The sequence below is a fragment of the Mycobacterium sp. IDUB_17 genome, assembly GCF_055419465.1.
This window is the reverse complement of record NZ_JBVAXS010000002.1, coordinates 426,920-447,385: the sequence shown is the minus strand read 5'-3', so window position 1 is coordinate 447,385 and position 20,466 is coordinate 426,920. Positions and strand designations below refer to the sequence as shown.

General features: G+C 64.7%; 18 protein-coding genes and 1 pseudogene. 10 read left to right on the top strand and 9 right to left on the bottom strand.

The window, feature by feature from the left end; genetic code table 11:
• The first annotated feature begins 10 nt into the window (after positions 1-10).
• The gene (locus tag ACZYZ7_RS09290; protein ID WP_463740748.1) at positions 11-634 is read left to right on the top strand and encodes a maleylpyruvate isomerase family mycothiol-dependent enzyme; all 624 of its coding nucleotides are present in this window, start codon (positions 11-13) and stop codon (positions 632-634) included.
• Here the strand turns inward: ACZYZ7_RS09290 and ACZYZ7_RS09285 are convergent.
• From ACZYZ7_RS09285 to ACZYZ7_RS09275, 3 genes are all read right to left on the bottom strand, one after another.
• Positions 631-2,454, bottom strand: coding sequence for an ABC transporter ATP-binding protein (locus ACZYZ7_RS09285; RefSeq protein WP_463740747.1), 1,824 nt, complete (start codon positions 2,452-2,454; stop codon positions 631-633). The two genes, ACZYZ7_RS09290 and ACZYZ7_RS09285, sit on opposite strands and share 4 nt — an antisense overlap.
• A gap of 37 nt (positions 2,455-2,491) precedes the next feature.
• Entirely contained in the window at positions 2,492-3,394 is a 903-nt protein-coding gene (locus ACZYZ7_RS09280) for a hypothetical protein (protein ID WP_463741060.1), read from the bottom strand.
• A gap of 63 nt (positions 3,395-3,457) precedes the next feature.
• On the bottom strand, positions 3,458-4,141 hold the full coding sequence (locus ACZYZ7_RS09275) for a hypothetical protein (protein WP_463740746.1): 684 nt from the start codon (positions 4,139-4,141) through the stop codon (positions 3,458-3,460).
• 271 nt (positions 4,142-4,412) lie between these two features.
• Between ACZYZ7_RS09275 and ACZYZ7_RS09270 the strand changes: the two genes are divergently transcribed.
• The 3 genes from ACZYZ7_RS09270 (at position 4,413) to ACZYZ7_RS09260 (ending at position 7,937) form a co-directional block, all read left to right on the top strand.
• Positions 4,413-5,267: a helix-turn-helix transcriptional regulator gene (locus tag ACZYZ7_RS09270; RefSeq protein ID WP_463740745.1), complete on the top strand. Its 855-nt coding sequence runs from the start codon at positions 4,413-4,415 to the stop codon at positions 5,265-5,267.
• Positions 5,268-5,583: 316 nt separating this feature from the next.
• Entirely contained in the window at positions 5,584-6,546 is a 963-nt protein-coding gene (locus tag ACZYZ7_RS09265) for a hypothetical protein (protein WP_463740744.1), read from the top strand.
• Between the two features lie 128 nt (positions 6,547-6,674).
• On the top strand, positions 6,675-7,937 hold the full coding sequence (locus ACZYZ7_RS09260) for a hypothetical protein (protein WP_463740743.1): 1,263 nt from the start codon (positions 6,675-6,677) through the stop codon (positions 7,935-7,937).
• Positions 7,938-7,988: 51 nt separating this feature from the next.
• Here the strand turns inward: ACZYZ7_RS09260 and ACZYZ7_RS09255 are convergent, their stop codons facing one another.
• A complete protein-coding gene (locus ACZYZ7_RS09255; RefSeq protein ID WP_463740742.1) occupies positions 7,989-8,843 on the bottom strand; it encodes a helix-turn-helix domain-containing protein in 855 nt (284 codons plus the stop codon).
• Positions 8,844-9,058: 215 nt separating this feature from the next.
• Here ACZYZ7_RS09255 and ACZYZ7_RS09250 point away from each other — a divergent pair, with 215 nt between their 5' ends.
• The 3 genes from ACZYZ7_RS09250 (at position 9,059) to ACZYZ7_RS09240 (ending at position 13,219) form a co-directional block, all read left to right on the top strand.
• Entirely contained in the window at positions 9,059-10,570 is a 1,512-nt protein-coding gene (locus ACZYZ7_RS09250) for a hypothetical protein (RefSeq protein WP_463740741.1), read from the top strand.
• 592 nt (positions 10,571-11,162) lie between these two features.
• Positions 11,163-12,260 carry a hypothetical protein gene (locus ACZYZ7_RS09245; protein WP_463740740.1) on the top strand — a complete coding sequence of 366 codons (1,098 nt, stop codon included), beginning with the start codon at positions 11,163-11,165 and terminating at the stop codon, positions 12,258-12,260.
• A 98-nt stretch (positions 12,261-12,358) separates the two neighbouring features.
• Positions 12,359-13,219 (top strand): helix-turn-helix domain-containing protein, encoded by an 861-nt coding sequence (locus tag ACZYZ7_RS09240; protein WP_463740739.1) that lies wholly within the window; start codon positions 12,359-12,361, stop codon positions 13,217-13,219.
• Between the two features lie 31 nt (positions 13,220-13,250).
• Here the strand turns inward: ACZYZ7_RS09240 and ACZYZ7_RS09235 are convergent, their stop codons facing one another.
• Complete coding sequence (locus ACZYZ7_RS09235; RefSeq protein ID WP_463740738.1) at positions 13,251-13,649, bottom strand: hypothetical protein; 399 nt, start codon at positions 13,647-13,649, stop codon at positions 13,251-13,253.
• Between the two features lie 84 nt (positions 13,650-13,733).
• Here ACZYZ7_RS09235 and gjpA point away from each other — a divergent pair, with 84 nt between their 5' ends.
• The gene (gene gjpA / locus ACZYZ7_RS09230; protein ID WP_463741059.1) at positions 13,734-15,170 is read left to right on the top strand and encodes an outer membrane porin GjpA; all 1,437 of its coding nucleotides are present in this window, start codon (positions 13,734-13,736) and stop codon (positions 15,168-15,170) included.
• Between the two features lie 121 nt (positions 15,171-15,291).
• Positions 15,292-15,570 (top strand): annotated as a pseudogene (locus ACZYZ7_RS09225) (dehydrogenase); the annotation flags it as partial.
• A 136-nt stretch (positions 15,571-15,706) separates the two neighbouring features.
• Here the strand turns inward: ACZYZ7_RS09225 and ACZYZ7_RS09220 are convergent.
• From ACZYZ7_RS09220 to ACZYZ7_RS09210, 3 genes are all read right to left on the bottom strand, one after another.
• Complete coding sequence (locus tag ACZYZ7_RS09220; RefSeq protein WP_463741058.1) at positions 15,707-16,585, bottom strand: glycoside hydrolase family 16 protein; 879 nt, start codon at positions 16,583-16,585, stop codon at positions 15,707-15,709.
• A gap of 87 nt (positions 16,586-16,672) precedes the next feature.
• Positions 16,673-17,116: a cupin domain-containing protein gene (locus ACZYZ7_RS09215; protein ID WP_463740737.1), complete on the bottom strand. Its 444-nt coding sequence runs from the start codon at positions 17,114-17,116 to the stop codon at positions 16,673-16,675.
• Positions 17,117-17,165: 49 nt separating this feature from the next.
• Positions 17,166-19,019, bottom strand: coding sequence for an Hsp70 family protein (locus tag ACZYZ7_RS09210; protein ID WP_463740736.1), 1,854 nt, complete (start codon positions 19,017-19,019; stop codon positions 17,166-17,168).
• Positions 19,020-19,321: 302 nt separating this feature from the next.
• On the opposite strand from ACZYZ7_RS09210, the gene ACZYZ7_RS09205 reads away from it, so the two are divergent.
• On the top strand, positions 19,322-19,780 hold the full coding sequence (locus ACZYZ7_RS09205; RefSeq protein WP_210115458.1) for a nuclear transport factor 2 family protein: 459 nt from the start codon (positions 19,322-19,324) through the stop codon (positions 19,778-19,780).
• Positions 19,781-19,784: 4 nt separating this feature from the next.
• Here the strand turns inward: ACZYZ7_RS09205 and ACZYZ7_RS09200 are convergent, their stop codons facing one another.
• A complete protein-coding gene (locus ACZYZ7_RS09200; RefSeq protein ID WP_450069428.1) occupies positions 19,785-20,438 on the bottom strand; it encodes a L,D-transpeptidase family protein in 654 nt (217 codons plus the stop codon).
• Positions 20,439-20,466 lie beyond the last annotated feature (28 nt).

Sequence of the window (20,466 nt, the reverse complement as noted above, 5' to 3'; positions counted from 1 at the left end):
AGGAACGGCCGTGGACTCCGACACGATCTGGCGCAATGTCGATGAGCAGCGTGGACAGCTCGCCGATCTTCTCGACACCTTCCAACCCGACCAGTGGTCGACACCGTCACTGTGTGCGGGCTGGACGGTGCGTGAGGTCGCGATCCACATCACGCAGTCCCACGCCAGCATCGGCGAGATGTTGCCGGCCGCGCTCAAGTCGGGCTTCCGGTTCGACGCCATGGTCCGCCGGGCCGCCCAGGACGATCCCGCCGACCCGGCTGCCATCACGGCGCGGCTGCGCGCCATGGCGGGTTCGCGGAAGCGGCCGCCGATGACCAAGGAAGTCGATCCGCTGTTGGATGTGCTGATCCATACCCAGGACATCTGCATCCCGCTGGGCATCGACCGTCCGATGCCCACCGACGCGGCCGTGGCTGTCGCGGAACGGTTGTGGCACATGAAGTTCCCGTTCGCGCCGCAGCGCGATCTACCGGGCTATCGCTTCGTGGCCACCGATGCTGATTTCGCCGTGGGGCCGGAGTGGGGTGGGCGCCGCGAGGCACCGATTCGTGACATCGTGCTGATGCTCTCGCGGCGACGCGATGTGCCCGACGCCGAACGCGAGGCCGACGGCGAGTCCGAAGTGGACTAGCGGCCGTTCTGCACCTCGTGCAGCCGTTTGTACAGGCCGTCCTGGCCCATCAAGGTCTGATGATCGCCGCTCTGTGAAATACGCCCGTCTTCGAGCACCAGAATCCGGTCGGCCACCGCGGCAATGAAATCCAGGTCATGGCTGACCACCACGCAGGTGCGGTCCTTGGCATAGCCACGGATCACCCCGATCATCCGGGCCCGCTCGTCGGCGTCGAGGTTCTCGGTCGGCTCGTCGAGCAGCAGTACCTCGGGCCGGCGCAACAGACAGCGCGCCAGGGCGATCAGGCGTTTCTGCCCACCCGAGGGGATCTGGACGTCCACCACCGTGTCGTAGCCGTCGTGCATCTGGGTCGTGATGATCGAGTGGATGTGGGCTTCGGTGCAGGCTTCCTCGATGTCGGAGTCGGTGGCGTCCGGCCGCGCCAGCCGAATGTTCTCCCGGATGGTGTCCTTGGTGAAGAACGGGAACTGGGCGAGTTTGGACACCTGATCGCGTAGCGACTCTATGGTTACTGTCGAAATATCATTGCCGTCCAACAGAATTCGTCCATGTTGGGGATCCCGGAACCGCAGCAGCAGGTTGAACACCGTCGACTTGCCCGACCCGATACCGCCGACCAGTCCTACCGTCTCCCCCTCGGCGATCGAGAACGACAGCCCTTCGACGATGTTCCGACCGGGCGTGTAGGCGAAGGTCACGTCCTCGAAAACCACGTTGCCGTGTACCTCGCCCAGCGCTACGGCATCCTCGGCTTCGTGCACGGAGGGCTTCGTGTCCAGCAGTTCGTAGGTGGACGTCACATTCGGCGCCAGGGCCTTGTATGTGGTGTAGGCCCCGAGAACCCGTTGTGCGGCACTGAACATCACCGGAACCACACCCGCGAAGACCAAAAGGCCCGCGAATGTCAGTCCGAAGTGTCCGCTGAGCCCGACGCCGACCAGGAGCACGACCACGGTGCTGAGCGCGACGAAGATCTGTGAGCCGTTGACGGTGGCCTGCATCCACACCACCGAGGCCGCCGATCCCTTCGCGGCCTCCTCCGAGACGGCATGAAATCGCTTGCTCCGCAGCGGTTGCGCGTTGAACGTCTGGATCTCGGCGATCCCGCTGATCGTCTGCTCGACCTCGGCGGCCATCGCCCGCTCGGCATTCATCACCCGGTGCATCACCGCCTGGACGTGGCGGCCGGCGAATCTGAGGGTGATCAGCGCCAGCGGCGTGAGTACCAGTGCGGCCACCGTCATCTGCCACGAGATGGCCAGCAGGTAGCTGATCACCACCACCAGCACTGCCGCATCGATCAGCGGCGGCAGCAGACAGTCGGTCAGAAGCCGTTGCACACCAGTGGATTCCGTCATCACCCGGTGCATCAGCTCGCCGCTGCGTGAGGTCAGGAAGAAGTCCAGGGACAGCGACTGCAGGTGGTCGTGGACGCGCTGCCGGATATCGACCACCAGCACCCGCTCGACGTGGGCGCCGATCCAGGCGTTGACGAAGTACATGAGCTGGGTCAGCACCAGCGAGGACGCCCAGACAGCCAAAAGCACTGCGAACGGCACCGTCACGGCCAGAGAATGCAGCACCCCGTCCTGGCGGGCCACCAGCGGACCGCGCAAATCCCATACGCTGCTGAGGTTTCCGCTGTTCCCGGCGTCGGCGATGACCTGGACCATCGGCCCGAAGGCGGCCACGGTGATATAGGGCAGCGCCGAGGCGATCCCGCCGATCACCAGCAGCAGGGCCAGCACTCCCCGGACCGCGCGGAGCATGCTCAGACTGCGCCACACCATATGCAGCAACGACGCCACTGTGGCCACCGGCACCCCCTTTTCCCGCGAAGGCTATCGTGCGGGTTCAGTCGCTGTCGCGCGGAGCATCCGGCGACGTGGCGGGCGCTTCGTCGTCGAAGAACTGCCGGATCGCGGCGAATCCCCCGTGCCGGGATGCCTCGTAGGCCCAGATTGCGGCGATGATCGGCAGCGGGCCGAACGCCACCCACCACCGCGCCGACGGTGGGACCAGCTCGGCGATCACCTGGGCGCTGGACTGATCGTCGACGACGGCAGGCAACCATTCGTGCAACAGGATGGTCAGCATGCGCGTCGCCTCGAACGGTCCGGCGATGGTGGCCAGCACCCAACTCAGGCACGCGATGATCAGCGCCCACGGCCAGGCCAGCAGCAGCGACTGGTCGTCGACGATGTCGGCGGCCGAGCGGATCGATTCGGCGATGAACGAGAACCCGAGCGCCACCAGCAGCACACCGATCTGCGCGGCCAGCAGGTCGTCGAGCACCGAGTTGGCCAACTCGTCGCCGCTGCGCGTCGGCAGGCCGAACGCCAGCGACAACAGGCCGGCCAGCAGCGCCAGCAGCATCAGCGCCGACGTGGAGTCGTCGATGCGCATGAACGAGTCGGTCAGGATGCGCATCACCAGGCGCGACGAGGACGACGGCCGGGTGCGGTACAGGATCATCACCACCAGGCCGGAGATGACGATCGCGATCAGCCAGGCCACCACCGCCGCGCAGATGATCACCAGCGCCAGCGATCCGATGACCGGAACCAGTTGCTCGTTCGCGGTCTCCCCGTTGCGGACCACGAGCAGGGGCACCAAACCGATGGCCACCACGCCCAGGGCGCGCACCAGGATCGGCAGGGTGAATCCGGCGATGTCACCGGCATCGAGGTCAGGATCGGTGCGGCGGATCGCGGCGATCTCGGCGCTCATCACAGATCGCGCCCGGCGGAACGACATTCTGCGCGCCACGAGGGGAATCTAAACGGCGCATCGCTCCCTGGCCTTGGGGACACGCCACGCTCAGCGCAGGTAGAGCTCGCCGCCGCTCGGGTAGCCACCACCCTTGGTGGTGAGGTGGACGTGGTCGTAGTGGCCGTAGCCGCCGGCCTTGGCCCCGCCGTCGGGCGTGTAATAGGTACCCCGCCAGATGGCGTCCTGCAGGGCGAACCGGTCGGCGTTCTTCAGGGCGTAGGCAACAATCCGGTTGCCGAGCTCGATGCCGTGGGCGCTGCTGGGGTTGGGGATCATCACGTCGAGCGCCAGTCCGTTGGGGTGCCAGCGCAGCGCGTCCGGACGAACACCGCCGATGTCATGGATCTCGGGGAAGTCGGCGCTGACGCTGCGCGACGCGAGGATGGTTTTGACCTGCAGGCCGCGCTCCGGGGCATCGCCGACAGGCAGCAGCTGCGGGATGTTGATGACGCGCCAGCGGGACGCCGTGGCGGGCGGCGCCTGCTCAGCGCTCAGGCCCACGGTCTGCGCGACGACAGGCGACACGGATGCGGACGGCGCGGTCACGATCTCCATGCAGCACGGCGGCTCCTGGGCCGGCGCGGGTGCCGCGACAGGTTTGGCAGAGTCGGAAAAGGGGGATGAAGGAGCATCACTGCCGCCGGCGAAGAACGCAACGACCGGCGCGATGATCGCAGCCGCTACAGCCGGCAGTTTGCGCTGACTGGGGCTGGCTAATACGTGTCGGCCCACACGGGCACCATACGGGTACTTATCCGGCGTTGCAGCAACCACTCCTCCGTTCTGAGAGTTTCCTCAGAAACCTGTCAAGGACATTTGCGGCGTGTTTACGCAGGTCAAAGGTCACGAATTGGTCACGGGCGCGCGGACCTTTTTAAGGACCGCCATCACGTGGTGGCAGGTATTTCAATGCAAAAACAACCTCGGTCCTGCCTCCCGGTCGTTACGCTCCTGTCCAGATTTACGGAGCCGCAAATCGCCCAGGAGGTTGTCTCGTGTGGCGATGAAGCCCTGGAATGACGACCGACCGCTCACCCGTCGCGTGGTGTTGGGCGAGACGGCCGTGGCCACTCGCGGCCTGTCCCTGCGATTCGCCACCGAGCAGATCGACACCACGACCGATTGGTGCTGTTTCGACGACTCCCGTCACCTGGTCTTCGTGCACCGCGCCGGACGTCTGCGCTCGATGGAGACCGATCTGGACTGGGGCCCATCGGGCCGGGCGCTGCCGAGCGTGGGCGACGTGTGGGTGGTGCCGGCCGGGGACAAGTGCGCGTCACTGGTCGAAGGGGACACCGCGGGATACTGCGAGATCGCCATCCCGGATCACCTGCTCGGCGAGACGACGTTGATTCCGCGGGTCAAGCACCACGACCCGCTGATTCATCAGATGGTGGAGCGCATCCACGACGTCGCCGATCGCAAAGACGCGGTCGCGCGTCTGCTCACGGAGTCGATCGGTGAAACCCTGCGACTGCTGATCACCGACAATTACACGGAGTCCGTCCAGCGCCGGACCGAGCGCAAGGCCGACGTCCTGGATTCAGCCACCCGTTCGATGCTCATCGCGTTCCTCGAAGACAGCATGGATTCCGAGATCACTCTGGAAACACTTGCGCGACAGGCGAAAATGTCGGTGGGCGGCTTCATCAAGGCATTCCGGGCAGCGTTTCACACCACCCCGTACCAGTTCCTTCTGGAACGACGGATCGAACGCGCCAAGTCCCTGTTGCGGAACACATCGCATACGGTCACCGAAGTCAGTGCGATGGTGGGGTTCTCGACGCCGAATCATTTCGCCACCGCGTTCCGGCGCCGCGTCGGGGTCTCGCCCAGCACCTACCGCGACCATCGCTGAGAGCACGGTCGACGCGCCTGGCGCGGTGACAATTCAAATGTGAAACAGAATGTGAATGCCGTTCTGCGGCTTTCCCGATAACTTCGCGCGGTCAGTGATGGCTGACACTCTCACCCGTACGAAGGAGACCGAGTTGCCCCTCGCTCTACGCCCCTATGTGACCGCTGGCGTCGCGCTCGTCGGCGCCGGCGTCATCGGCGTCACACCGATAGCCGCACCCCCACCCGCGGTCCAAACCCACGCAGTTCAACTCAGCGCAGCGATCGACAACCCCATCGACGTCTTCGCCCCGGTGTTCAACCAAGCGAGCACCGTCGTGCAGAACGCCATCCAAGCCGAGTTGAACAACCCCTTCCCCGTAACCAGGGCGGTCATCGACAAGGCCCTCGCGGATGGGAAGACACTGGGCGACATCGCGACTGCCATCGCACCCTTGGTCCAGAACGTGGTGAAGTACTTTCCCGCGACGGCAGAAGCCGCCATGAAGAAGTTGGCCGCAGGGGATCTTGACGGCGCTCTCGGTACCTACGTCGGATTGTTCTTCGGGCCGGTCTGGGGCGGCTTCATGCAATACACGAAGTTCGTCGGGATGGTCGAGGACAAGTTCGAGGTCGCCAAGCGCGTCGCGTCGGCGGCGATGTATTACGCGTGGAACCTGATCAGCGTCGCGTCGGCGGGCTTCAGCTTTGCCTATACGGTTGCCGGCAGCATCGAAGCCATCGGCAAATCCATTGCGACGGGCGATCCGACAAACGTGGTCAATGCCGTGCAACACGGCGTCGCCAACGTCGCATCGTCGGCGATCAGCCAGGCCGACCTTCTGAAATTCGTGCTCGATCCCCGCCCTGCCCTCGCAACGGCCATCAACCCGCCGCCCGACCCCGAGGAAGAGTTCCGGACCGCGACCACGGAGCGCCAGATCGCGCCGGTCTCGATGCCGGCCGCCCTCGCCCCGTCGATCGAGGCACCGGCGGCCGAGCCGACGAGCGAGGAAGTGGCGACCGAGGTCGACGCCCCTGCCGAAGCCACGCCGGCGGAGGAGACGCCGACGAGTGAGACCAGGCCGCTTGTTCGCGACAGCCTCGTCGCCGTGCCCGGGAAGGCCGGGACAGCGGGCACAACCAAGAAACCCGCCGCCAAGTTCGTCTCGGAGGTACGCGACGGAATCTCCGCCACGGTCAACAAGATTGGCGAAGACGTGAAGAAGGCACTCGCCAAGCCTGAGAAGAAGTCAACGAGTGCGCCAGGCCATACCGACAAGGCGGGCGACGCCGGGTAACACCGACGCGCCGGCCCCTCCTAGGCGGAGGGGCCGGCGTAGTGTCACCGAGCACCTACCGCGGCTGTCGCTGAGAGCACGGCAGCCGGCGATCCACGTCAATAATTCGAACGTGCAAAAGAATGCGAATGTCGTTCGGCGACTTTCCAGATACCTTCGCGCGGTCAGCAACAGCTGACATCCCCGCTGTTGCGAAGGAGACCTTCTTGAACCTCGCTCTACGGCCGTATATGACGGCCGGTGTCGCCTTGGTCGGCGCCGGCGTCATCGCAGTCACCCCGGTGGCCGCGCCCCCGCCTGAAATGCAATCCCACTCGATACAACTCAGCGCGGCGATCGATGACCCCATCGAGGTCTTCTCCCCGGTATTCACCCAGGCAAGCACCGTGATTCAGAATGCGATCCAAGCCGAGATAGACGATCCGTTCCCCATCATCGTCGGGCTGGCCGGCAAACTCGCCGCGGACGGCAAAACGCTTGGTGACATCGCCAGTACGCTCGGCCAGTCCTACGCCGGGCTGGTGGCCGGCCTCCCGGGGGCATTGACCACCTACGCGCAGAAACTGGCGGCCGGCGATTTCACCGGGGCGATCGGTGCGTTCATGCCTATCGCCATGGGACCGTTCATTACCACGTTCATGCAGGTTATGAACTTGCAGAGCTTCGTGAAGACCCAGTTCGATGTCGCGAGGGATTTGACCGGCGCCGCGATCCTGTCCGCATGGTCCCTCGGCCCGGGCCAGCTGCTGTCGATCTACGGCGTTATCGGCGCGGTAACGAACACTCTCGGCGAGTTCGTAAAGGCAGTGCCCACAGGCGATCCCGGCAAGATCGTCAACGTCATCCAACACGGTGCCGCGAATGTCGCAACCGCGGTCCTCGGCGCTGCCGACCTGTGGAGGTGGTCCCTCGACGACACACGTCAAAAGTTCCGCGACATCCTGAACCCGCCGCCGCCTGACCCCGAAGAGCTCACCACTGCGGTCACCTCGAAGGTGACGGCGCTGTCACTGCCCGCTGCCGCGGCTCCGGCAACCGAGGCGCCCGTCACAGAACACGTAAGCGAAACCACAAGCGGCACAACAGTGAACGACGCGGCAGCGTCATCGGCGACAGACGCAACTGAAGCAGGTCCCGCCGCGGCCGCCGCGGACACTTCAGCAGAAACAGTCAGACCCGCCGTGCGCGAGAGCCTCGTCGCCGTACCCGGGAAGCCCGGGATAACGAGCACGACCAAGAAACCCGCCGCCAAGTTCGTCTCGGAGGTACGCGACGGAATCTCCGCCACGGTCAACAAGATTGGCGAAGACGTGAAGAAGACACTCGCCAAGCCTGAGAAAAAGTCGACGAGTGCTTCAGCCCATGCCGACAAGGCGGGCGACGCCGGCTGACACCGACGCGCCGACCCCTCCTAGGCGGAGGGGTCGGCGCACGTCCGGCGATCACGAACGCTGACGGTAACCACTGGGCGAGATTCCCACGCGCCGCCGGAATGCGTTCGCGAAGTGACTCGGCGTGGAAAACCCCACTGATGACGCGATTTCCGCGACGGTCTGCGAGGTGGTCAGCAGCAATGTCTTCGCGCGTTCGATCCGCAGGTCCAGCAGGAACTGGTACGGCGTGGTGTGAAAAGCGCGACGGAAAGCACCGATGAATCCCTGAACAGGCATCCCGATCAGCTGCGCTAGAGCGTCCAGATGGATCTCCGAATCCAGGCCGTCGTTGAGATGCTCGACCAGCATCTTGCGCGTGGCAGTGTCGAAGGCCCGGTGTTCGCGTGCCTTCGGCGGCGCCTCGGCATACTTGTCCCTGATCAACAGGCGCATGGTCTCGGCGACGGAGTCGGTGAGCAACCGCGCGATTGCATCATCGCGATCGGCGACGGTGTAGATCTCCTCGACCAGGTGCTGCATCAGCAGATCCCGGTACTTGATGCGGGGTAGCAACGCGGTGTCGCCGATCACCCGACGCGGGATGGCGATCTCGCAGTATCCCGCGACATCGCCCTGCACCAACGCCGCGCACGGAATACCGGCGGGCTTCCACCACACGTCCCCCGATGTCGGCGGCACTTGCCCGGACGGCCCCCAATCGAGCGCGGTCTGCATCGAATGCATTGCGCCGCCGCGGTATACGTACACCAGATGATGGGTGTCGCTGAAGCTGCACCAATCCGTGGGCTCCGTTATCCGCTCAGTCCCGAATGTGAACGACAGGCCCCGTGCCGCGACATCCTTCTGCTCCAGCACGACGCGCGGAGTCAGCGGCCGGCCACCATCCCACGGCTTCAATCCCATCCGAACAACCCCCACGCACAACAATCTCGATCGGCGCCAGGCTACGCCCCCGACGGCCCGAAACCGACCGATTGACCCGAGTCGCCCCATCCCGATGCCCTTGACCGGAATTTTTGAATAGTCGAAAAGAATGTGAATGCGCGTCTGCGGTTCAGTCCGTACTTTTCGGCCAGTCAGTGATAGCTGACGCCTCACTTGAACCGAAGGAGACCGAGTTGAGTCTCGCTCTACGACCCTACGTAACCGCAGGCGTCGCCCTCGTCGGCGCCAGCGTCATCGCCGCAACACCCCTCGCCCCACCGGCGAATACCGAATACCTTGACGCACGGCTGTCCTCGGCAGTGCAAAAGCTGTCGACACCAGATGCCGTGGCACCCCAGGATGCCGCCTGGGCGCCCGGGACGATGAACGCTTTCGTCCAGCTGGTCGAGGAATCTTTCGCGACCAGCAGTCCCGCGGCAGTCCTAGAACAATTCACTCGCACCCAGGTTCGAGCAGGAGCACTTCGGGATTCGTTGGCCAACGACCCGGCGGTGGCGTCCGCTCAGGCAGCAGGCGCCGGGACGGCAGCCTTCCCCAACCCGCTCGAGCAATGGTCCGGGATCATCACCGAAGCGATCACCAACCTCACTCTGATTGGGCAGCTGATCGCGAGCAACCCAGCACCCATCCTCCAACAGATTGTCCAGAATCTGCTCGGCTATGGAGGGACCTACTTAGCCGCGCTTGAAACCGTTGGCAAGAATGCGATCACGCTATTCACGCCCGGTGCACCCGGCGGCGTTTTCACGAATCTGCAGCGGATGGCTGAGCAGTTCGCCGCCGGGAACATCCAGGGTGGATTCAGCACCATCCAGAGCACGATGATAAGCCTGGTTTACCAGCTTGGAATTCCCATGCTGCCGACCCTGCAGATACCGATTTCGATGGCGAGGAACTTCGCCAATGTCGTTGAGCAACTGCCTGCTTTTGCGTTCACCGCGGGGCTGGGTGCGGTCTCACTCATAGGCACCGCTATCAACACAATTGGGCCATCCGGGCAAGCAATCGCGGACGCGGTCAAGGCGGGTGACCCGGTCGCGGTCGTCGGCGCATTGCTCGCCGCTCCCGGCAACATCACCCAAACAGTCGTGAACGGATGGATGGGCTTCGGTGGAGGGCTCATCGGTCCGCACGGCCTGGTGACCAATCTGCTGAAGTTCCGGGACACCGTCGCCGGTGCGCTCGGAGCCAACGGAGCCGAGGAAGCTGCCGCTACGCAGCAGCTTCTGAGTGACGTCGGAAAGGCCGCCGCGACGGGAACGACACCAGCGCTCACCCCAAAGACGACGGTGGCCGATTCAGCCGATCCGGCAGGAGACCGGCCCCTGACCGCAGGTGCGATCGAGTCTGACACTGCTACCACCGACAACACCTCGACACCAGAATCGCAGCTTGTCGACCACGCAAAGACGGTCGGAACGCCCAGCGTCACCGCGGCGGAGACCACGAAACCCACTGTCCGGGATAGCCTCGTCGCCGTGCCAGGCAAGACTGGCACCACTGCCGCGGCGAACAAGCCTGCCGCGAAAGTGGCGTCTGACGTCCGTGACGGAATCTCGGCCACCGTCAACAAGATCGGCGAGGGCGTCAAGAAGGCATTCGCCAAGCCCGAGAAGAAGTCAGCGAGCACGTCGACCGGCAACGATAAGGGTTCCGCTTCCGGCAATTCGGGAGATGCCAAGTAGCACAGACGCAGTCGACCCTCGCCTTCGCCTAACGGCCGGACGGGGGTCGACTGCCGTGTGAAGCCGCTTCTACAGCGCGGTTATCACCGCGGTGATCGAACGCGGTCTGCACCGAATGCATTGCTCTGCAGTGGTTTACGTACTCCAGATGATGCGTGTCGCTGAAGCTGCACCAATCCGTGGACTCCAGCACAACGCGCGGAGTCAGTAGCCGACCACCATCCCACGGCTTCAATCCCATCCGAACAACCCCCACGCACAACAATCTCGATCGGCGCCAGGCTACGCCCCCGACGGCCCGAAACCGACCGATTGACCCGAGTCGCCCCATCCCGATGCCCTTGACCGGAATTTTTGAATAGTCGAAAAGAATGTGAATGCGCGTCCGCGGTTCAGACCGTACTTTTCGGCCAGTCAGTGATAACTGACGCCCTCATCTGAACCGAAGGAGACCGAGTTGAGTCTCGCTCTACGACCCTACGTAACCGCAGGCGTCGCCCTCGTCGGCGCCAGCGTCATCGCCGCAACACCCCTCGCTCCACCCGCACCCGACGTCCACCTACCCACACTGCCGTCGCATGCGGCAGTTGAATTGTCGGCATTCACCAACCCGCTCGACACCTGGGCCTCCGTGCTGACGGCGACCATTACCGACGTCGGAGCACTCGGCCAGGCCATCGCCGAGAACCCGGCACCGATCCTGCGCCAGGTCATCGCCAATCAGACGGCGAATGCCACCAAGCTGGCCGGTATCGGGCAGACGGTGGCCACCGCCATCGGAGGTCTGCTAGATCCTAGTAGCCCGTACAGTTCGGTCAGCTTGTTGCAGCAGGCAGTCAGCCAAGCCGCGGCAGGTGATGTCGCGGACGCCATCGACAGCGTTTACAGCGCACTCATCGTGAACCCCGCCTTCCAGCTCGGATTTCCGCTAATGGGCGCATTTGACGTGGTGAACGCGACGGTGAAGAACTTCGAGAAGTTTGTCGCAATGGTTCCGAACCTTGTTTTCGCGGTCGGCATGAATCTCGCCTTCGGCACGCTAGGAAGCGTCAAGGCCGCGCTTCAGGACAGCGCTCAAGGGTTTGTCGATGCGGTCAAGACCGGTGATGTCGAAACGGCGGCGAGTATTGCACTCAACGCACCTGCCGTTCTCGCCGGAGCCGCGCTGAACGGATATGCCCCGTTCGATCACAGCGGACTGCTCGGCGTGGATGGCCCGATCAGAGCCTTTGTGGACTGGCAAGAGCGTGCCGCCGAAGCAATCGGGAAGCCAAAGCCGCCGATCACATTCACATTGCAGTCGGCTGAGGTGTCCAGAGTTCCAGAGGCTGCCGTGGCGCCGACGGTGGCATTGGCAATAGATCCGGCACCAGCCGCGCCTGAGACCGATACTGCTTCTCCGGAATCAGCTGCGACAGAGGGTGTTACGCCCAAACCTGCCAAGCAGGCGGCAACTTCGCTCGTCCGCCAGAGCTTGGCCGCAACCCCCGGCAAGACCGGGTCTCTCGGCGCCACCAGCAAGCCGGCCGAAAAGGTGGCCTCGGATGTCCGCGACGGAATCTCGGCCACCGTCAACAAGATCGGCGAAAGCGTCAAGAAGGCATTCGCCAAGCCCGAGAAGAAGTCAGCTACCGCCTCCACCGGTGCCGACAAGAGTTCCGGTTCCGGCAGTTCGGGAGATGCCAAGTAACACCGACGCAGTCGACCTGGCCGGGATCGTCACTCGATCGCGGCCAGGTCGCAGCCGCCCAGGTTGAGTCAGCCGTTGATTACTCAGGGAGTCTGCGTGTGGCACTGAAACCGTGGAACGACGATCGGCCCCAGGCGAACCGTATCGTGTTGGGCGAGAGACACATCGAGTCCCGCGGCATGTCCATGAGGTTCGCGACTGAGCAGATCCACACCACCTCCGAATGGTGCTGCCTAGACGAAACCCGCCATCTGCTGTTCCTGCACCGGGCCGGGAAACTGCGCTCGATGGAGACCGACTTGGATTGGGGCCCCTCGGGCCGGGTCCTGCCCAAGGTCGGCGACATCTGGGTGGTGCCGGCCGGCGACAAATGCGCGTCCCTGATCGAAGGCGACACCGTCGAATACTGCGAGATCGCCATCGCCGATCAAGCTCTTGACCCACCGACGCTGGTTCCTCGTGTCAAACACCGCAACCCACTGATCCATCAGATGGTGGAGCGCATCTACGCCGTCGCCGACCGCGACGACACAGCCACCCGACTCCTCACCGACTCGCTCGCCGAAACCCTGCGCTTGGTGATCGCCAAAACCTGCGCGGTGACCCCGCCTCCCCAGGCCGCACGCCGGTCCAGCACCCTGGACGCGGCCACCCGCGCAAAGGTCATCAAGTCTCTAGAAGACAGCATCGACTCGACGATAACCCTCGAAACCCTTGCGCGGCAGGCAGACATGTCGGTACCCGGTTTCATCACGGCATTCCGCGCCGCGTTCCACACCACCCCGTATCAATACCTGCTCGACCTACGGTTCGAACACGCCAAGTCACTGCTCCGCAAGTCTTCGCGAACCATCGCCGAAATCAGTGCGATGGTGGGTTTTTCGAGGCCGAGCCACTTCTCCACCGCCTTCCGGCGCCGCGTCGGGGTGTCACCACGGGTCTACCGCGACGGCTGCTGAACGCCGTCGGGGCGCCCGACGAGGTGACAATTCAAACGTGCCACGGAATGTGAATGCCGTTCTGCGGCTTTCCAGATAGCTTCGCGCGGTCAGTGATGGCTGACACCCTCACCCCGTATCGAAGGAGACCGAGTTGCCCCTCGCTGTACGCCCCTATGTGACCGCCGGCGTCGCCCTCGTCGGTATCGCTGCCGGCCACCCCCGCCCCGTCGGTCGAGGTACCGCTGGCGGAGCCGACGACTGAGGACGTGGCGACCGGAGTCGACGCTCCCGGCGAAGCGACGCCGGCAGAGGAGACGCCGACGACTGAGACCAGGTCGCTCGTTCGCGACAGCCTCGTCGCCGTGCCTGGGAAGCCCGGGATAACGAGCACGACCAAGAAATCCGCCGCCAAGTTCGTCTCGGAGGTACGCGACGGAATCTCCACCACAGTCAACAAGATTGGCGAAGACGTGAAGAAGGGACTCGCCAAGCCTGAGAAAAAGTCAACGAGTGCTTCAGCCCTGCGACACCAATCATCGATACCGCGCCCCATATCCAATCACGCACCGCGAGTACGTCAGTCGAACTCGCCGCGCTCACCAATAGCGTCGTTGACCCGTGGATCACACAGTTCAACGCAGCCTCGGCCAACATGACTCAACTCGCGCACGAGTACTTCCTGGCCCCCGGCCCGGACGTGCAGCAAGCCGTCGTCAACCAGGTGGGCTATCTCAACACCCTCCTCAACGACCCAGCCAGCATCGGGACGGTTATCCAGAGCATCGGCGCCAACGCGCAGAAGGTACTGGAAGGGCTGACCTATATCGGCCTGGAGAGTGGAACCTTTCCGCTCGGGCGCCGCCTGTTGATGAACAACGACTACCTCCACACGGTGATGGCCCAGTACCTGCCGCTGTACCTGCCGGCCGACATGGATCCTCAGACCGTGCAGATCGCCATTGAAGTCGTCAAGGCCCTGGGCACACCTCTGTCCGGCGTGCTCATCGGTTTTGCGGGTCCGATCGTCAGCCCGGCGGTGGCATTGCTCAACAGTGTGCAGGCCATCGCCGGAGAGCTGGGTACTGATCCGGCAGCCGCTCTCCAGACGCTAATGGCAACCCCGGCCAACGTCGTCGGCGCATTCTTCAATGGCGCCACCCTCGACCTCTCCGCGGTGCTGCCGCTGATCAACGGGAGCATGCCCGAGGGCACCTCGATCGACGCACTCAGCGTCGCATTCGGCGGGCTGCTGACTGCGGGTAACACAGCGTGGAATCCAGCAGGCGAGCTCGTTACGTTCGGCCCCGGTCATATGGGCGGATCGATCCTGAACTCGATTGGCTTGTCCATCACGCGACCCGACGGCGCCGGAAACCCGTCGACGATGGTGATTGCCGGCAACGCAGTGGGCCCGCTAGGAGCGCTGGCCAAGCTGTCGCAAGTCATTGCGAAGGAACTCGGGTGGGATGGCAAAGGTAACCCGCTCACCAACCTGAAGTTTCCCGAAATCAACCAGGGCACAGCGACTAACGCAACCGTCGACCCGGCGCCACATGCTGTTACATCAGCTACTGGTATGCCTGAAAGGCCCCAGCTTGAACCCGCTGACACCGCGGACACGGCTACGGCTACCGGTGACAACAGTGCGTCCGTCGCTCCGACGACGAGCGATACGGTCGACACGAATGAAGACACGATGGCCGCCGTTCCGCCCGCACCCGCAAAACGAGCAACGGTCCCGCTTACCCGGCAGAGCCTCGCCGCCACACCCGGCAAGGCCAGCGCCAAGGTGGCCTCGGATGTCCGCGACGGAATCGCGGACGCCGTCAACAAGATTGGCGAAGGCGTAAAGAAGGTCTTCAGCAAGCCCGCCAAGCCGGCCAAGGCTGACACAGCCAAATCCGATGCTGGTGGCAGTGGTTCGGCCAAACACCGCGCAGGTGACGGAAACTCGGGGGATGCCAAGTAACACAGACCCAATCGACCCTCGCCTGGCGGCCGGGCGGGGGTCGATTGCCGTGTGAAGCTGCTGTTATGGCGCGGTCATCACCGCGGTGAACGTCATCCGGTCGCCCCGGTACAGGGAACGCCGTCTCGACATCGGCGGCACCCTGGTGCTGGCCGGCTCGGTCACCCCTGGGCCGCCGTTGGCGGTGAATCCGGAAACCGTTGTACGGCAATGGCTGACCATCACCGGTGTGCACAACTATGAGCCCCGGCACCTGCACCAGGCCGTCGAATTCCTCGACCGCACCCGCGAGCGCTATCCGTGGGAGTGCCTGGTCACGCCTCCGGTGGCACTGAGCGACATCGCGTCGGCGCTACGCCCTCCGCCTGCCGGCAAGCTCCGGACTGCCATCTGTCCCTGACCGGCGCCGTCAAAAATTTTGACGGACTCTGGCGCAACACACTCTCAAGAGAGCTTCTAGCCGCGCGCCACAAACGCCGAAACTACGGGCTCTGACGTGAAATACGTCAGAATCCGTAGTTTCGTCGCAAGAAAAATCAGCCCTGGAAGACGCGGATCCAGTCGACCAGCATCTCGGCCGGGTAGTTGCCGCCACTCGGATCGCGGCCACCCGAGCCGCCGATGGCGATGTTGAACACCGGCACCAGGGTGTAGCCCGGATCGTTGAAGGGCCAGTCATCCAACGAGTTCGCCGGAACCGTGAAGAAGGGTTCCATGCCCGGGGCATAGTCCTTCCAGAAGTACATGCCCGTCGGCGTCCACGACATCCGCCAGGTGTGCCATCCGCTGTCGATGGGGTGCGGGTCGGTGGCGAACGATTCACCGTCCAGGCGGGCGTGCACGGTGCTGCCCGACGGCCAATCCCGGTTGCCGTACCACTCGACGAGGTCGACCTCGCCGCCGCGGACAGGATCGTCATTGAGGAGCCAGAACGCGGGCCAGGCGCCGTCGGTCAGGCAGTTGAGCTTGACCCGGGCCTCCCAGGTGGTGCCGATGCCGCCGCGCCAATTTCCGACGACTTTGGCGCTCGCGTACTTCTCCTGGATCGTGGTGCCCGGGCCGCGCGTCGCGCGGATCACCAGGTTGCCCTTGCCGTCCTGGAACGCGTGGTCGGTGTCGGTGACGTAGCGGCCCATGTTGAACGGCTTGTCCCACTCGACCGGGTTCTTGATCATCTCGCGCTCCGGCACGAGGTGCCACCACGCCGGATCCGGCGGAGAGCCGGCCGGGCCGTTGAACTCATCCTGGAACAGGAAGGTCGGCTGCGCCGAGGCGGCAGCGGGCGGGGTGGGAGCTCCGGGGGCAGGCGCCGGCGGGTTATCACCAACAGCCGGGTCGGCGTTCGCCATCCCGGCAGGCAATGCAGCCGCTGCCACCCCCAGACCCATCATGAACATCACACTGCGACGATCCATCTCAGGCACAGCAGAACTTTAACCGAACTCTTACGCAGATATCCGACCCCTGCCCAAAGTTTCGTAGGGCCACACCCGTTTCCGCAGCTAGGGACATACGGCAGGCGCGTCGTCACGCACCGGAACGTCGGCGGGCAGGGTGTAGGTCACCACGACATCGGCATCGGCGGCGCCCTCATTGGTCACCTGGTGCGCCACCCCGGCGGGAATGACGACCGCCTGGCCGGCGGTGTACTCCACCGGTGCGCAGTCAGCCGCGGTCTGCACCACCACGGCCCCCTCGTTGACCACCGACTGCTCCCATCCGGGATGGCTGTGCCAACCGCTGCCGGCCCCGGGTTTGAGCAGCAGGCCCTGCACGTGCAACGTGATGGGCTGGCCCGCGGTGACCACCCAGATCGGTGCGGTGGTGGTGCCTTTGCCCAGATCGGTGCGCACCACGTCGCCCTCAGCGGGCGTGGCAGCGGCGGGGGCGGCCGACACACCCGTGGCGATGACGGCTCCGACGACGACGGCATAGATGCGGTTCACAGTGCCTCCCGATTGTTGATCGAAAGGTAGCCCGCTCAAGCGTATTTCGTCACTGGAAAGGCTGGAACGGATACTGCGGCTGCTGCTGGTACGGGTACTGGGGTTGCTGCTGATACGGGTATTGAGGCTGGGGCTGCTGCGTCTCACCCCGGTTCGGCACCTGGATCGGAATCGGCACCGGGACGAACGGCACGGTGACGTATGTCGTCGTCATCGGGTTCGTCGTCGTGGTGGTCGTGGTCGGCGTCGTCGTTGTAGTCGTCGGCGGCGTTGTGGTTGTTGTGGTGGTCGTCGTGGTGGTGGTCGTGACGGGAGGCGGCGTGGTCGTTTGCGTGACGACACGCGTCTCGGTCACCGGCGGCGGCGGTGCTTGGGTCACCGTGACCGGCGGAGGCGCCTCGATGACCGGCTCAGGCGCGGGTGGCGGCTCGACCGGGGCCGGCGGTGGGGCCTCGACCGGGCTGGGGGCGACCTCCTGCGGAGGCAACGGCTTGGGCTCGGGCGGCTTGACCTCTGAACTCGGGGCGCTGCCCGTCGAACTGGTCAATGCATACGTCACCCCGCCGATAGCGACGAGGACCAGAGCGGCGGCCACGGCGAAAACCGTCAGCGGCAACCGCTCCCATCCGCCGCGCGGCTGCTCGATCGGACCGGTCGGCGGGACGTACTGCACGGCCGGCCGCGCCGCGGTCTCGCTGCCGTAGGAATCCACCAGGTCGGGTCCGGTGTAGGGCACCACGTCGTCGCCCGCATCATCTTCAGACCACGCCAGCGCCCGGAACGTCGATGAACCCTCAGAACCCTGTGCGGCGGAAGCGATTCCAGCCGTCGGCACCGCGGCCGCCACCCCCAGGGTCGGCGCCATACCGGTTTGCGCATCGGCCTCGGCGAGGTAGGCGGCGGACAAGGCAGCACCGATCGCAGCATCCAGCGCGGGCTGCGGAGTGGTCACCACCACCGCCTGCGAATGTTCCGAAAGTTGTTGAGTGACCAGCGGAATGCTGGCACCGCCGCCGATGGTCACCACCGCTGAGACAGCCGGCCAACTGATCCCGTTGCGCTCCAACGCTTTTTCGAGCGCGTCCAACACGCCGGCAAGCGGAGCTTGCATCAACGACTCGAGTTCGGTGCGGGTCACCCGCACGGTGGCGGAATAGCCGGGCAGTTCCACCACCAGATCGGTCGCGGTGTCGGCCGACAGCCGTTCTTTGGCCTGACGGCATTCCTCACGCAGCCGAGCCAATGACCCGACCGCCGCGGTGCCTGCCGGATCGATGCCGCCGGCCTGAGCAACCCCGTCAAGCACGTGCGTCAGCAACGCCTGGTCGATCTGATCCCCGGAGAAATCGGGATAGCGGGTGGTCTCGTCGATCGGCTCGAACGCCGACGCGGCGTCGGCCAGCGTGATGCTGGTACCCCCGCCACCGAAATCCAGCAGTGCCACCACGCCGTTGGGCGGCAGGCCCGGGTTGGCCCGCAGTGCGGCCAGTGAGGCGACGGCGTCGGGGACGAGCCGGGGCGGCCTGCCGTCACGGGAGAAGCTGGGGTTGGTGCGCAGCGCATTGCGCAGGGCACGCATAGTGGGCGCTCCCCAGTGCGCGGGTACGGCGATGGCCAACTGATCGGATGGTCCGCCCGCCAGGTCCACCATCGCGTCGAGGGCTTCGACCAGCAGGGTGTCGGCGGGATAGGACGCACCGTCGGGCGCCACGAGGGGCACCGGATCGCCGACCCGCTCGACAAAGCCACTCAACGTGACACCGGAGCCGGATTCAGGCATGCCGACTTGCGGCGTCCGGTCTGTCGACAAGGTCAACACCGAACGCCGGCTGACAGGTTGATTGCCGACACGCGCCGCAACCAAGTTGGTGGTCCCGATCGACAACCCCAACGGGCCGCTCATAACGCACGCCACGATAGCCGCAGTGCAGCCCCGGAGCCTTCCGACACTCCGCGCCTGCGCGGCCAAGCATGTTCGGCCGGTGCGCTTTTGACTACGTCAGCAACGCTAATGCCGCACACAGGAACAGCAATGGTCACCCTGGACGAAGATCAAATCGCCACGTCGGCAAACGGTTTCAGCCCCTGTGGCGAATGTACGGCTTCTCGCGCCGAACGCCGTGGCTCCGCCGCAAGAGAATGCACGTTCACCACAGTGGACACAGAGGCTATTCCAGCTGCCCACGGTGTGCTCCAATGTCGGGCATGGGTGACATCGACGACATCAAGCAAGTCAAATACCGGTACCTGAGGGCCCTCGATACCAAGCACTGGGACGAGTTCGCCGACACCCTCACCGAGGACATCGCCGGCGACTACGGGCAGTCCATGGGCAAGACGCTGCACTTCACCGACCGCGACTCGCTGGTCGAATACATGAAGAGCTCGCTGGGCCCGGAGGTCATCACCGAGCATCGCGTCGCGCACCCGGAGATCGAGGTGAACGGCGACGAAGCCACCGCCACCTGGTACCTGCAGGACCGCGTGATCGTCCCCAGCGTGAACTTCATGTTGTTCGGCTCGGCGTTCTATCACGACCGCTACCGCCGTACGGCCGACGGCTGGAAGATCAGCGCCACCGGCTACGACCGCACCTACGACGCCACGCTGTCGCTGGAGGGCCTCAACTTCAAGCTGGAACCCGGTACCGCCCTTAACATTTGACGCGCTATTTCGCGACGGCGATCACGGCGCCGGGCCGTAGCCACTGCATGATCTTCACCAAGGTGGCGTCGTCGATCGCGACGCAGCCGGCCGTGGGCCCGCCATCGGTGGTGTGTACGAAGAACGCGCCACCGTTGCCGGGCACCCTGGCCTTGTTGACGCCCATCACCACGGCGTGCTTGTAGGCCGTGATGTCCAGGTTCTCGGTCCCGCTGCTCGGGTCGGTGTTGAACGGGCACTGCGCCTTCTGGCACACCTGCATGGTGTTGTAGGTCGGGCTCTTCATGTCGCCGTCCCACCAATGGTCCGGGGTGACCTGGACATACTGCAGGCCCCCGCCGGGATTGGGTGCGGTGCCGAAGGCGAAGTCGAGACTGAACACACCCATCGGCGTCTTCATCTCACCGTCGTGGGTCTGCGGCGCCATTCCGTTGGCGCCGATGTTGGCCGGAATCCCCGCACCGATCGGCTGCCATCCGGCCGGCCCCCGTTGCCAGACATCCATCTTGGCCTTCGAGCCACCCACGCCGACAACCGAAATCACCTGGGTGGCGTTGCCGACCGAGGGGGCGAACCAGGGTGGGTCGACGGCACCCGCGGTGGGCGCGCATGCCAGTGCCAGCACCCCGGCACACAGCAGGGCGAGCAGTCGGCGCATCTGTCCATCGTCGTTGCTGTCCCTCTCG